The sequence below is a fragment of the Pseudomonas sp. genome (genome assembly GCF_050739655.1).
GTDB lineage: Bacteria > Pseudomonadota > Gammaproteobacteria > Pseudomonadales > Pseudomonadaceae > Aquipseudomonas.
In genome coordinates, this window is sequence record NZ_JBOIBY010000541.1 from 1 (window position 1) to 14493 (window position 14493).

A 14493-nucleotide genomic window follows, 5' to 3' on the forward strand; every position below is an offset into this window, starting at 1 on the left:
AGTCGGTCGCACATCGAGCCTGGCCCGAGAATTCAGGCCTCGAAGCTCGTTATTCAGAGCATCCCTAGCGCCGCTGCCCGCAGCGGCATAATCAAAGGCAGGATTCCATTTATAAAGCGGGAAATTCTGTCCAAACAAACCGATCCACCTCTCTTTTGGTTCGCGAGGTGGTGGTGCTCGCGGCCGAGGGCTGCTATAATGCAGGGCAGCGATAGAAGCCCGGTTTCATAGCTGCCAATTGGGTCCCGAGACTTTGTAAATCAACGGAAGGATATCAAAGATATGTCGAACGAAGATGAGGTCTCGCCATCCCTGCTTGGCCGCCTGGCCGGACCTAGGATTTCCCGCCGCGAGGCACTTCGTGGTCTGGGCCTCGGAGTCGTAGCGGCTGCCTTCGATGGTAATCTGGCGCAGGCACAGATGGCACAGGGTCATCGCGAGTTTCGCAATGGAACCCCACCCCTTGAGGGCGTGCGGGTCATCGAGTTTAGTCGGCTCTTGTCGGGGCGCCTCGCGGGCCTGCTAATGGCTGACCAAGGCGCCGAAGTGTTCTTCGAGCGAAGGGCCGGCTCATCTTCCAGTAGCTTGGACGGCACCTTTTTTGATCGAGGGAAGACTGAATTGCCCGTTGGCGCAGCGGCAGATTACGCGTCTGCCGACGTTATTATAGTGGACGGCATGGACCCCGTGGTGCGGGCGCCGCATCAGGTTCTCTTGCGTATTGTGGCGGCTTTGCCCAATGACGAAGCCTATGGTGATCTCCCGGCAGATTGTTCTGAAGATCTGATCAACGCGCTCTGTGGCTTTTTCACCAATATGAGCGTCTCGGCCCCCGTCTTGAATCGGCCGGTCATCTATACCCCTATCCCACTTCCCTCAATTTACTGCGGCGTAAACGGGACGGTCGGTGTCGTCTCCGCTCTGATCGATCGGCTGCGCACCGGTTTGGGGCGTGAGATCTTGTCCAGTCGTATTGCCGGAGGCTTGTCCGCCATTGGTGCGCTCAGCATCACGTCCGAAGGCCTGCCCGATCACCTCGAGCCTATCGTCGTTGGCGGGTTGCCGCCGGGAATGACGCCGGACCAGTTCCGAACTTTTGTCGCCGACGCCCTTCGCGACCCTGAACGCCAAATGTGGCTGGAGCGGCGGTTCGCGCCGTTTTCGACGCCATATCGGGCCAAAGACAATAGGTGGATCCTGCCGATGGCAGGGCCGAACGGCAGACTCTCGCGACGCCTACTCGAGGCGATGGGGTTGTGGGATCGGGCTCTCAGCACTGGAGCCGTTTTCGCCAACCCTTACGATCCTGCCAACATGGCTGACGCGCGGCGTAATCTGGCCGATAGTCTTTCGCTCGGCTTTTCCTATACCTCCCTTCTTGCCGACCTGCTCGAGCCGGCTTTTGCGACCCGCACCGCAGCGGAGTGGGAGCGTTTCCTGGCAGCCAATGGAACGGCTGCGAGCATTGTAATGACGTGGGAAGAGTGGCAGATTGATGCCGACGCGCGTGCGGCTGGCGTCTTCGCGGAGGTTCTGGGGACTGAAGGTTTACAGATCGGCCGCACCAATTGGATACGAAGCTCCCAGCCCTATGCTCCGCTGAGGGCGCGGCGTTCTGTCGACGCAATGCCTGCCCGTACGAAACCCGCTCCGAGCACCACCGGCAGGGAGAAAGCTCGACTGCCATTGGCCGGCTATTCGGTTGTGGATATGACCAATGTACTGGCCGGGCCGTCCTGCACGCGCATGCTTGTCGAGTTAGGCGCCAGCGTGACGCGCGTGGATGTAATGGATCCACAGCAGGCCCCGACCATACATGTGATGTGGTCAGGGGAGAACTCGGTCGGCAAGAAAAGCATTATCGTTGACCGAATGAAGCCCGACGGACTTGCCGTCATTCAGAAGCTCGCGGCAACTGCCGATATTATCTGCGCGAACATGATGGATGACCAGATGGTGCGGCTCGGCGTCGATGCGGCGACATTGACCGAGCAGAATCCACGCGCCATTGGCCTTCAAATCACAGCTACCCGAGGAGAGCGGCACGGACCACGCCATCAAGACAAGGGTTACGACCCATCAATACAGGGGACCACAGGTGTCATGACCCGGTTTGGCGGACCTGACACTCCGACCTTCCATGGCATAGCTTCGGCGGTCGACTATCTCTGCGGGTACCTCGGCGCGCTATCCGGAGTTATTGCGCTCTATGCGAGGGAGGTACGTGCCGACGGCCGCGGCGATTGGGCTGAGACATCGCTCTGTAACGCAGCAACCCTGATCCAACTGCTGTTCCAGAAGCCGGGAAGTGAGCCGCCGGCCAGCGCTCGCGGGCAGCTTGCGATTGGGATGACCGTAGGTGAACGTGTGTACCAATTGAGCGATGGTTGGATTTTCGCACAGGCGCCGCGTGACATTTCGAAAGAGCTTGGTGGCCTCAGTCGCGCAGAGGCCTTGGTTTGGTGCGTCCGACAGGGCGTCATGGCCGTACCGGTACAGTCGTGCAAGGAACTGGCTGACCGACATCGCGATCATCCAACAACCACGGTCCGCTTCGAGAAGCGCACGAACGATGGCTGGTCCACCGAATGTTTCGCGCCGACTTGGTTCGCCTTTGACGGCACGACAGAGGGCCGCCCAGCGGCCGCCTCGCGCATCGGCGCGGATGGGCCAGCAGTGCTGGAGAGCCTCGGATACGCGAAGGAACAGGTGACCGAGCTCGTCAACGCCGGCACTATTGGGCGGACAGAATGGAGAAAGGCTTGATGTTCCATGTCACCGGTAAGGGACGCCACTGCGCTGCGGCGGCATTGCTGGGCCTTGCCCCCCTGTCAAGCGTTACTCATGCGCAACAATCAAAGCCGGGCTCCGCTATAACCTCCGATTCAATTGGTGGCGGGACCGTCGATTTCACTTATGGGGGCTTGGGGGAATATGTAGCTCCTTATTATCTCGGGCCTGGGCCGGATGCTCTCTACGATCCCGATCAAGGAGAACCGCAATCCCTCGTTCCCCCGTTGACGCAAGGTACTGTCTTCCCGGGGCTTCAACTTCCGTGGACTAAGGGTCTCGCTTCGCTACGACAGGATCTTTACGACAAGTATGGGCTCACTTTTTCTGCCTCCTACCAACAGGCTACGCAATATGCGACCCAAGTGGCGCCCGGCGTGTCGGACCACTGGGCGATCGGCGGCTGGGCCGCACTGGGGGGCACCTGGACGCCTGTCAATCGCGGTACGGATTGGGAAGGCTCGCTGGTGGTGCGCACCGGATGGCGCGGTCCGATCGGCGACCGTCCCTGGCCGGCCGTATTCGGGCCGCTCAAACTGGGCTCGGCCTGGTCGAGCTATGAGTTTACGTCGTGGAACGGCGGCCTTGCAGTCGAAGACCTGTTCTGGGAGCAGCATTTGGGGCCGGGCTTCAGTTTTCGAATCGGCAATCAGGCGCCGCAAGCAACGCTAAATACCTTCCGCTTCAAGGATGCCCGTAACGGCTTTTCGGCAAGTCCTATGGCTTTCAGCGAGACAATACCTTATCCGGCTTTCGGCGCAGGTATCTCATTCCGGTGGCGCCCCATCCCGGGTACGGGTTTCTACGTAAATGGCGTCGTCAACGATATGAACGGAAATCCGGGCCAATTTGGTCTGGATTGGGGACATATCAGCAGCGATCAGCTATTCGTTGGTACTGAGATCGGGCATATCTGGCGTCGACCGAACGGTGAGTTCGACCTCCTCGCTGTCAACATATTTCACGCCGGAACACGCGATACGTTTGATCCGGATATAACTCCCAATAAGCCAGGCTGGGGTTTCAAGATCAACGCCGAAAAGCAGCGGGGCCAAGTGGTCGGGTTTGCAAGCTATACGCACAACACCGCAAAGGGAGGGGGTATATCGACTACCTTCTCCGGAAATACAGCGTACATAGGTGCTGCTTATCTTAGGCCATTCGATATCAACGGGGAGATCGCGCTGGCAGGAATGTGGACGAGGCCGTTCAATAACATCTTTCCGGGAAGCGGGAAACGCGATCAGTATGGCCTTGAGACATACTGGAACATTGGGCTGACACCAAATAGCACCGTGACGCCAGGCGTCCAGGTAATAGTCCATCCGTCCTTCAATCCGAACGCTGATGTGGTCGTACAACCAAGGCTGAATTATCGGGTCTTCTTTTGACTTGGTAATGACCGGCGAGTCGGATCAACGCTATCGCATTTTTTTGGTTTAATAGAGCGACGACCTCCGGGCCGATCGGCCGCTGATCCATGCGAAGCGCGTGTCTCAGGCCCAACTCCCGCCATGATTTTGAGACCGAACTTCCAACTTATGCGCCGCCATCTCTTTCCTTTTTTGGTTGCAGGCGTCTCGGCGCTTGCAGCGAGCGCACATGCGGCGGACGGCGCCATCAATTCCGACGGCGCCATCAATTCCGACGGCAGCATCAAAGGCGATACTTGCACGATCGCCGTCAACGGCATTCAGGCCCCCGCCGCAACTGTTACCCTTCAGACCCTGCCGAAGAACATGCTCGACGCGGCGGGCAAGACAGCCGGTCAGACCCCCTTCAAGATCAGCCTGACGGAGTGCACGAGCAAGAATTCGGTCGCAGCCTTTTTCAAGCAAGACGGCTTCGTCGATGACACAACCGGCCTGCTGAACAATACCGGCACCGCCGCCAACGTGCACCTGTGGCTGGTGGACGCCAACAACGGCAACGCAATCCGTGCCGGCGACGATATCCAGAAAACCGCCAGCACGCACTACGCGATGCCCTTGGGCGCGGCTGAACTCCTCTATGCGGTGCGGTATTACGCAATCGGTGTGGCAGGGGGCGGCACGGTGCGCGGTTCGATCACCTACGAACTCCACTATCGATAATGACCATATCGATCCGATATTTCGGGCGCCGCTTATTCAATAGACGAGCAATTACTGTCGCCTTCGAGGGGCGGGCGCAGCCATTGTCGGGCGCGATGTTTACCTCCCGGTGTGTCGCTGCTCAGTGGTCCTGAGAAATTCAAACTGATCTCTATCTCATTCCTCTTCCTGCATGAGATTCAGAAATTTCTTAACGACAAACTGAAGTGCAAGGTACACACTCCAGTCGGTTCGATCGGCGCCCGATCGCCGAAAACGATTTACGCAAGCCGACCATTCAGGTCGACGATAACGCGTGCCCCTGCACATTCTGCTCTTTAACTCTTAAATTGGATGCCATATCTATGAAGCGCACTCTTTTCCAGGCCTTGGTCGCCTGCATCTCGATCTTGGCCGCGACTGCACACGCCGCGGATGGCACCATTAACTTCAAAGGCTCGATCATCGGCACTACCTGCAGGATCGCCGTCAACGGCACCGTGGCTCCCGCTGCCGCGACCGTCACCCTGCCGCCGGTCGGCGACAGCCTGCTCAATGCGGTCGGCAAGATGGCAATCCCGACCAACTTCGACATCATGCTGTCGAATTGCACCGCCACGGGTAAGGCTTCGGCGTACTTTGAAGCCGGCCCCGGCGTCGACACGATCAGTGGTCACTTGAAGAACACGGGCACTGCCGCCAACGTCGATCTGCAGCTCCTCGATCGCAACAACAGCAATGCGGCTATCAGGGCTGGACAGACTCAAGCCGCCACCTCGCGCATCAATTTCGTGGGCGGCGCAGCGACCCTGCCCTACACAGTGCAGTACTACGCCCTCGGCGTGGCGACCGTCGGGACAGTCACAGGATCGGTCACCTACAGCATCATTTACGAATAAGACCAGGCCTATCGATCTTGCTCGCACGGTCGCGCAGCCGTGCGACTGGGCGGGCTGCTCGGCCGCCGTACCGACCGAGCGAATCAGAATCCAGGGGCGCCGGAACGCCCCATCGCATTCGCAGCGCCACTGCCCAGATTGCCCCTCCTGTCCGTGTACCCGCCGCACGTACGCGCGCGCATTCCAGACAATTAGAAAGCATCGAGCATTCATCGGGGGCGATTTAAAAAAGACGAATCGGAGTGCAGAGTTTTCCACGCTTTCCAGTCAAATCTCGGAGTAATCGCAGTGAGAAATGGCGCCTCTAGGCGCGCGCGCAAAAAAATTACGTTCGGATAGTACTTTCCAATTCCTAGATGAGCCTGGACGGCCTGGGGTTTCGGGTCGGTTGATCGCGGGGGAGGCTGAACAGTAACGATCAGGCGGCGGGTTTGGCAAAACCCCAGCCGTCGCCGATCCAGCGTCGGGGATCGACCTCGCGCATCATGGCCTCTCGTGCGGTTCGGACACGTCGGGCCGCGTCCAGATCGGTCATCGCCATCGCCTGCTGCTGCAATGCTTCCACGGTGATGCCGGGGCGCATGAAGCGGTTGGCATTGGGCAGGCTGGCCAACTTCTGCAGCGGCGTCTGCACGTCTTCGCGGCGGTGCACGCGCCGCAGCCGGCCGGGTTTGCGCGGATCCGGCACCTCGGTCCCGAACAGGCACGGCCGGTGCAGGTTCAAGAACGGGTTCAGATAGTCCTCGCAGAAGGCGTTGAACTGCTCGGCGCGCTCGGCTGGCACGTAGGTGTAGCCGAACTGGCGACGTACCACCACGCCGTCCTTGGCTTCGACCAGGGCGTTGTCGTTGCAACGGCGCGGACGGGAACGGGTGAAGTCGATGCGCGCGTCGTCCAGCATCTGGGCTACCTCGTAGTTGACGTACTCGCTGCCGCCGTCGGAGTGGAAGCCGCGGATCTGGAACGGGAACTGCGCCAGCATCGCACGCATGGTGGGCAGCATGTGTTCTCGCTTGAGCGAGGGCACGGTCGCCACGACCTGCCACTGCGTGACGCAGTCCACCGCGTTGATGTGGCACACGCTCCAGCGGCCGCGGAAGTCGCCCTGGTGAACGCTGTCGATGCGGATGAAGCCGGGGCGGTTGTCCGGTGCCGGGGCGCGGCGCGCGGCGATGGCGACGGCCTTGCGATCCGGTCGGGTCTTGGTGCGCACGGTGTGGCGCGCCTGATAGGCCACCGAGCGGCGCAGGTTGTACAGGTGCGACGCCGACAGGTGCTGCAGGCGCACGAAGCGCGCATCGCCGTACAGTTGATACATGCGCTGCAGCACGACCACCGTGGCCGGGCCGGACAGGCGGCCGTATTCGCGATCGACGTCGGCTAGCGCGTCCAGGTCCGCTTCGGTATAGGGACGCGCAAACGCATTGGCCGGCCTACGGTGGGCGCGGCACAGGGGTTTGAAGGCTAACCAGCGCTGCACGGCACGGGTGATCTGCGCGCGGCTGAAACCACTCAGATGCTGCAGGTAGCGCCGGGCCCAGCCACGGTCGGAGCGCTTTAGGCGGCGGTAATCCAGCCGCGCCAGCACCGCGGTGATCCATGCATAACGCTCGAACCGGCAGGCCGCTGGGGTGAAAGCCAGGGTGCGGGTGCCGTCCAGTACCGCACGCACATCGTCGATGGTGCGGATTCGTGTTTCGTCCAAGTGAATGATCATCCAGCTGGATGATCATCGGGTAGAAACGCGTCCGCCCACGCCCAGGCTCATCTGCCGTTGGACAGTGCTGGATAGCTGCCGAATTTCATTTTCAGACGATTCTCATTGCCCTTTGCGGGCTTGGTGAGTATCCTGCAGTGTGCCATTCACACGAAGCGGGCAGGTAACAAATCTCAGGGGGACTTTGCACGCCGCAACGCAAAGCAGCCGCTGTTCGCACTTTTCCTAACTGACTTTTAAATTTGGATATCCAACAATGAAACGCATCCTGTTACCTGTCCTGGCCGCTGGTGCCTCCCTTCTGGCCCTGTCGGCCCATGCTGGCCAAGACGCCGGCCAGATCGACTTCAAAGGCGAACTGACCGCTCAGACCTGCGCAGTGGATGTCGACGGCGACGCCGCCCAGCCGGCCATCGTGACGCTCCCGACCATCAACGCCAACCTGCTGTCGGCCCCCGGCAGCACGGCCGCCAATCGTAGCTTCGCCATCAACCTGAAGGGTTGCACGGAGCAAGGCGGCAAGGCGCTGGCCTTCTTCGAATACAACGCAGCTTTCGTCGACTTCACCGACGGCACGCTGAAGAACGTGCTTCCGAGCGTGGCCGGCAACGCCACGCTCGTGAATCTGCGCCTCAAGGATGGTGCTACGGGCAACCCGATCGTCGTCGGCTCGGGCGCTCAGCTCACCACCACCACGGCTCAGACCGTTGCCGCCGACGGCAGCGCAACCCTGCCGTACTCGGTGGAATACATCTCCCCGCTGGGCGGTGCCACCGCCGGCAAGGTCAAGGGGAGCGTGACCTATAGCATCGCCTACAACTAAGGCGACTGACGCCCCAAGCGCGACTGCGCTAGCGGGCGAAGCTGGTGCGCGAATCTGGCGCACCAGCTTTTTCCCAATCTAACGAAGCCACTCAATGATTTCTCTCTTTCGAAAGCGCGCGCGCTGGTCGCTGGTAGTCATCACGACCTTCACTGTCGGTTTTAGCTTTGCGCACGCCAGCGTGGTCATCACCGGCACGCGCGTCATCTATCCTGCGAATCAACGCGAAGTCAGCGTCAAACTGAACAGCAACGGCGCCGTGCCCGCACTGGTACAGAGCTGGGTCGACGATGGCGATCCCGACGCCAAGGCCAAAGACAAGCCGATGCCGTTCACCCTGCTGCCCCCCGTGGCGCGCATTGACCCGGGCAAGGGTCAGACCCTGCGCATGATGTACACGCAAGACCCGTTGCCGCAAGACCGTGAATCGGTCTACTACCTCAACGTGCTCGAAGTCCCGCCGCGCCCGCCTGCCGACCTGCAGGGTGAGAATTTGCTGCAGATGGCCTTCCGTTCGCGGATCAAGATCTTCTTCCGTCCGGTGGGCCTGTCCGGCAACCCAAACGAAACGCCCGCCCAAGTCAGCTGGCAGGTGGTCAAGGCCGAGGACGGCAAGGGCTACGCGCTGAAGGGCGAGAACCCGACCGTCTTCCACGCCAACTATGCCGAGACTTCGGTCAAGTTCGGCGACAAGTCCTACGCCAGCGACGGCGGCATGATTCCGCCGCGCAGCAGCCGCCTGTTCCCGCTGGCCGGCCTCCAGGCGCTGCCCGTCGGTGCCCCAGAGATCACCTTCAACGCGATCGACGACTACGGCGGTTCGCATCCGGTCACGCTGAAACCCGGCATGCAGAGCGAGGCGCAGTAGGGCGGCACCAAGGGCTGACGCTCTCGGCCCTGAAAGCGATCCGGGCGCCCGTCTCGTTGGCGCCCCCCCCCCAAACAAATCAGCGAAACACCTTGCTCCCCCGGAAAGCAACCGTGTCGCAGCCGTTCCCGGGGGCAAACAGGCAATCAGAAATTTTAAGATGACAGTTATCCGCCTGACCACGCGCCATCATTGGCCCGCGTCGCCCCTCAGCTGCGCCTTGATGCTGGCCTTCGGTTCGCTGCCCCTCGCCATGGCGCAAACGCCAGCGGCGGCCCAGGCCTCCGATACCGCCGTGCTTGTGGCTTCGACGCCTCAGGCTAGGCCATCGGCCTCCGACCAGGTGGCCCTGGTCGAATTCAACGACGACTTTCTCAACAGCAATGGCCCGAAGGTGGACATTTCGCGCTACGCCCGCGGCAACCCCGTGCTGCCCGGCGACTACCGCGTCGACCTGCTGCTCAACGGCGTCCTGCTCGGTCGCACCGATGTGGCCGTGAAAGCCGCGGCTGGCGAAAAAGAAGACCGCGTGTGCGTCACCCGCGAGTTGCTCGATCGCGTCAACGTCGACTTTACCAGACTCAAGCAGGGTGCAGCCGCCATCTTGGCCGGCAACAACTGTCTGGCCATCGAGGACGTGCTCGACGACGCCAGGCTCCGCATGGACACCGCGGCCCTGGCGCTCGACTTCATCATCCCGCAGGCATCGCTGCGGCGCACCGCGCGTGGCTACGTGAGCCCCGAGTTGTGGGACGCCGGCATCACCGCCGGCACGCTCGGCTACAACTTCAACACCTACCGCAACACAAGCTTCGGCCAGACCACGACCTCGTCCTACCTGGGCCTGAACCTGGGCTTCAATGCGGGCGGCTGGAATTTCCGCCACAACGGATCGATGTCATGGCTGCCGGACGCCGGCTCCCGCTACCAGACCCAGAACACTTTCGTCCAGCGCGACCTGACCGACTGGAAGAGCCGGCTCACCATCGGCGAGTCGAACACCTCGGGCGAGATCTTCGACACCCTGCCGTTCACCGGCGTACAGGTCGCCTCCGACGACCGCATGCTGCCGGACTCGCAGCGTGGCTATGCGCCGGTGGTGCGCGGGACGGCCGACACCAACGCCCGCGTGACCATCCGCCAGAACGGCGTGCTGATCTACGACACGCCCGTGTCGCCGGGCCCCTTCGTCATCGACGACCTCTTCCCCAGCGGCTACGGCGGCAACCTCGACGTCACCGTGACCGAACTCGACGGTCGCGTGCGGACCTTCTCGGTGCCCTACGCCTCGGTGCCGCAGTTGCTGCGCCCTGACACCACGCGCTATAGCGCCACCTACGGCAAGCTGCGCCGGGACAACGCGAACTACAACCCCTATTTCGCCCAAGCCACGGTGCAACGCGGCCTGACCAACAGCTTGACCGTGTACGGCGGTGGCCAGCTCGGCGAGAACTACCAGTCGGCGCTGCTCGGTGCGGCCGTGGGCACGCCGTTCGGCGCGCTGTCGGCCGACGTGACCGGGGCCTCCGCCGACCTCGGCCCGCAGACCCAGACCCAGACCCAGACCGGTACCAGCCTGCGCCTCGGCTACAGCAAGAACTTTGCCGACTACGGCAGCAACATCGGCATCGCGGCCTACCGCTTCTCGACCGATGGCTTCTACGACCTCGGCAACGCCGCCGCCACGCGGGATCTCCTCAGCCACGGCGGCGACACCAGTCAGGTCTGGCGGCCACGCAACCGGATGTCGGTGACCTTCAGCCAGACCCTGGGCGACACGGGTGGCTCGCTCTTCATCACCGGTTTCACTCAGCACTACTGGAACCGCGACACCAGCGACGTGCAGTACCAGGTGGGCTACGGCAACCGCTGGCGCGACTGGAGCTACTCGCTGGGCGTCAATCGGGTCCGCAATGCCAACGGCCAGATGGACGACCAGTACACGGTCAGCCTGTCGATTCCTCTAGGCAAGGAGCGCCATTCGCCGCAGACCTCTGTCAACTTGACTCGCAACGACAACAGCGGCAGCGCATTCCAGTCCACCCTGAGCGGCTCGGCCGGAGACGACGACCAGTACACCTATGGCGTGAACGCCTCGCATGCGAGCCAGGGCGGCACCAGCGGCTCGATCAACGGCCAGTACCGCAGCCCCTATGCGTCGGTGCAGGCCAGCTACGGCCAGGGCCGCAGCTTCAGCGGCGAGTCCTTCGGCCTGTCGGGCTCGGCGGTGGTGCATGCGGGCGGCGTCACGCTGTCGCCCCACACCGGCGACACCATGGGCCTGATCGAAGCACCGGCCGCGGCGGGGGCTAAGGTCGACGGCTACGCCGGCGTGACCCTAGACGGCCGCGGCTACGCCGTGACGCCCTACCTCACGCCCTACCGGCTCAACGAGGTGACGATCGACCCGAAGGGCATCTCGACCGACGTCGAACTCGAGAACACCAGCCAGAAGGTGGCGCCGCGCGCCGGCGCGGTGGTGCGTCTGCAGTACAAGACCGTCACGGGCCGCGCGATGTTCATCACCAGCACGCGGCTCGGTGGCGCGCCGCTGCCTTTCGGCGCCGACGTCACCGATGGCGAGGGCGGCAACGTGGGCGTGGTGGCGCAAGGTGGACGCATCTTTGCCCGACTGAAGGAGAACACCCGCGAGCTGCAGGTGAACTGGGGCACCGACGGCAAGCTCGAGACCTGCCGCATCGACCTGTCCGGCCTGCCGGCGCGCAGCGGCCCGTCGAGCAACCAGATCGAGACCTTCGAAGGCGCCTGCCTCCCCGCCGCGGCAGCGCCCCCGGTGGTTCGGGTGGGAATGAACAAATAGCCCTCGCGATGACCCTTCAAATCAATTCATTCAGCTTCGCGGCATCTTGAATGTCGACGCGATCCGACGTACGGAAAAATAAACAATGTTCAAATTGACAAATGACGCAGGCCGGTCGCGCTTGAAGGACTTGCTCCTGGTTTTCTGCCTGCTTTCCGCGGCGGGCAGCGCGAATGCAATGATGACCTGCGCCCTCCAACCCGGAAGCGTCGCCCAGACGGTCACCGGGTCTTTGGCCAACATATCGGTGACCGCGGGCCGGGATTTGCCGTTGGGCGCATTGCTTGCCAATCAAGCCGTCACCGAGTTTTCGAATGTCTCAGTGCGATGCAGTGGCGGTGCTGATAGAAACGTTACGTATGTACAGAGTTTTCTGACCAACGGCTTGGCGCTTTCTCCATGGCAGCCCTCGGACGAGGGGGCCGGAAAAGTCTGGTTGACCAATGTACCCGGAGTCGGGGTGGCCTTCAGGAACGGCACTGGCAACAACTCCGGGGGAGGGACTTATCTCCCAAACACCTGGGTCAAGACGGAAATCGGAAATCCATTCGTGCTCAACGCAAGACTGGGGGTGGTGCAGGCTTTTTTCTACAAGATCGGCAATATCAGCCCTGGCTCTGTCAGCACTGCTAATTTTCCAAGATTTGCAATGACAATTGGCGGTGTCAGGCTCTGGACATTCAATTTCTCGGGAACCATGAGTTTTGTTTCCCAGACCTGCACCACCCCTAATCAGTTGGTTATTTTGGGAAACCGCCCGCAGTCCGACTTCGTCGGCATCAACACCGGTAGCCCTTTTGTCGATTTCGCGATCGAGCTCAAGAATTGCCCGGCCTTTTTTGGACAATCTCGCGCCGTGGCTCAGCACTATGTGACCTCGGTCGGGAATCCTGGCGCTACGTTCGGCTCCACTGAAAGTATCAGCCAAACCTCCAATACCATTCGATTTCAATTGACGCCGCCCGCAGGGAACATACATTCACCAGGCATCTTGACACTGGGGGCGCCGACCGGCGGGGCCACCAACGCGACGGGCATCGGGATCGAGATACGGCAGCGTAGTGCGCCAGCCCCGATCGCATTCAATACCTGGCTCGACGCACTGAGCCTGTCGAATGTTAATGCGAACAGCACACAAACCATTCCTTTGTCCGCACGCTATGTGCAGACCGCCGCCCAGGTCACACCGGGTCAGGCCAACAGCTCGGTTGAATTCATCCTCGAGTACAAGTAGCGCCGCCCGGCCCAGGCGTCCGGCAATGCCGGCCCGATCAATCGTAGGCCAAGCATTGAACGCTCTCTCCAAAATCATTGATGTTGCTAGGGATGCTCTGAATAAATCCTCCGGTAGTGCCGGCCGCTGGCCGGCAACCTGAGAGACAATGGCAGCACATGTTGAGGAGCCATCCATGCAGCTGACATTTGGCGACGCCGAGGGCCTGGGCAAGCGCAAACAGACCCGTCGTGAGATCTTCCTTGGCGAGATGGAGCAGGTCGTTCCGTGGAGGTCGCTGCTGGCACTGATCGAGCCGCACTACCCAACCTCGGGGCGGCGTGGCCGGCCGCCATACGCACTGGCAACCATGCTGCGCATCCATCTGCTGCAGCAGTGGTATCGTTGAGTGATCCGGGCATGGAACAGGCGCTGCACGAGATCGCCTCAATGCGTCTGTTCGCCCGGCTCAGCGGGTTGGACGCCATCCCCGATGAGACGACCATCCTCAACTTCCGTCGGTTGATGGAGACGCACGGCTTGGCTCCCCGGATGCTTGAGGCGGTCAACGCGCACTTGGCACGTAAGGGGCTGAGCATGCGCTCCGGCACGATTGTCGACGCGACGATCATCTCGGCGCCAAGCTCGACCAAGAACGCTGACAAAGCACGCGACCCTGAGATGCATCAAACCAGGAAGGGCAACCAATGGTACTTCGGCATGAAGGCGCACATCGGCGTTGATGAGTTCTCCGGCCTGGCGCACCACGTGAAGTGCACCGCTGCCAACGTGGGCGACGTGACCGTCATCCATGAGCTTCTGCACGGCAAGGAAGACTGCGTGCTGGGTGACAGCGGTTACACCGGTGCCGACGCGCGTGCGGAGCTGCGGGGCTGCAAGGCCACCTTCCTTATTGCCAAGAAGCGCAGCAAGGTGAAGGCCATCAAGAACGCCCGCGACCGCCGACAACACGAGCGCTGGGAGAGTTGCAAAGCCAGCATGCGTGCAAAAGTGGAGCATCCGTTCCGGGTCATCAAGCGCCAGTTTGGTTACACCAAGGTGCGTTACCGCGGGCTGGCCAAGAACACTGCCCAGGTGCTGACTCTGTTCGCGCTGTCCAATGTGTGGATGACGCGCCGGCAGCTGATGCCGGTCCAAGGGTAAATCCGTCTGGAGGTGCCCGCTGGCGCCTCCAAAACAGCACAACATAATCAATCTTAGGTGTCAGTCGGTCGCACATCGAGCCTGGCCCGAGAATTCAGGCCTCGAAGCTCGTTATTCAGAGCATCC

10 protein-coding genes are annotated in these 14493 nt (G+C 61.5%); 9 read left to right on the forward strand and 1 reads right to left on the reverse strand.

Annotated elements, in window-relative coordinates; all coding sequences use genetic code 11:
• The first annotated feature begins 282 nt into the window (after window positions 1-282).
• The 4 genes from ACRESJ_RS25945 (at window position 283) to ACRESJ_RS25960 (ending at window position 5761) form a co-directional block, all read left to right on the forward strand.
• A complete protein-coding gene (locus ACRESJ_RS25945; protein ID WP_431760419.1) occupies window positions 283-2766 on the forward strand; it encodes a CoA transferase in 2484 nt (827 codons plus the stop codon).
• Window positions 2766-4181 (forward strand): carbohydrate porin, encoded by a 1416-nt coding sequence (locus ACRESJ_RS25950; protein WP_431760420.1) that lies wholly within the window; start codon window positions 2766-2768, stop codon window positions 4179-4181. Before ACRESJ_RS25945 ends, ACRESJ_RS25950 begins: the two co-directional genes overlap by 1 nt.
• A gap of 150 nt (window positions 4182-4331) precedes the next feature.
• Complete coding sequence (locus ACRESJ_RS25955; protein WP_431760421.1) at window positions 4332-4883, forward strand: fimbrial protein; 552 nt, start codon at window positions 4332-4334, stop codon at window positions 4881-4883.
• Between the two features lie 344 nt (window positions 4884-5227).
• Window positions 5228-5761, forward strand: coding sequence for a fimbrial protein (locus ACRESJ_RS25960; RefSeq protein ID WP_431760422.1), 534 nt, complete (start codon window positions 5228-5230; stop codon window positions 5759-5761).
• Window positions 5762-6179: 418 nt separating this feature from the next.
• On the opposite strand, the gene ACRESJ_RS25965 is transcribed toward ACRESJ_RS25960, so the two are convergent.
• The gene (locus tag ACRESJ_RS25965; protein ID WP_431760423.1) at window positions 6180-7466 is read right to left on the reverse strand and encodes a DDE-type integrase/transposase/recombinase; all 1287 of its coding nucleotides are present in this window, start codon (window positions 7464-7466) and stop codon (window positions 6180-6182) included.
• Between the two features lie 268 nt (window positions 7467-7734).
• On the opposite strand from ACRESJ_RS25965, the gene ACRESJ_RS25970 reads away from it, so the two are divergent.
• From ACRESJ_RS25970 to ACRESJ_RS25990, 5 genes are all read left to right on the forward strand, one after another.
• The gene (locus ACRESJ_RS25970) at window positions 7735-8301 is read left to right on the forward strand and encodes a fimbrial protein (protein ID WP_431760424.1); all 567 of its coding nucleotides are present in this window, start codon (window positions 7735-7737) and stop codon (window positions 8299-8301) included.
• A 94-nt stretch (window positions 8302-8395) separates the two neighbouring features.
• Window positions 8396-9169 (forward strand): fimbria/pilus periplasmic chaperone, encoded by a 774-nt coding sequence (locus ACRESJ_RS25975; protein ID WP_431760425.1) that lies wholly within the window; start codon window positions 8396-8398, stop codon window positions 9167-9169.
• 223 nt (window positions 9170-9392) lie between these two features.
• A complete protein-coding gene (locus tag ACRESJ_RS25980) occupies window positions 9393-11990 on the forward strand; it encodes a fimbria/pilus outer membrane usher protein (protein ID WP_431760426.1) in 2598 nt (865 codons plus the stop codon).
• An 85-nt stretch (window positions 11991-12075) separates the two neighbouring features.
• Entirely contained in the window at window positions 12076-13224 is a 1149-nt protein-coding gene (locus ACRESJ_RS25985; protein WP_431760427.1) for a fimbrial protein, read from the forward strand.
• Window positions 13225-13399: 175 nt separating this feature from the next.
• Window positions 13400-14367 (forward strand): IS5 family transposase gene (locus tag ACRESJ_RS25990; protein WP_431760428.1). Its coding sequence is split into 2 segments (ribosomal slippage): window positions 13400-13607 and window positions 13607-14367, totalling 969 coding nucleotides; the frame shifts between segments, so codons are not numbered across the junction.
• Window positions 14368-14493 lie beyond the last annotated feature (126 nt).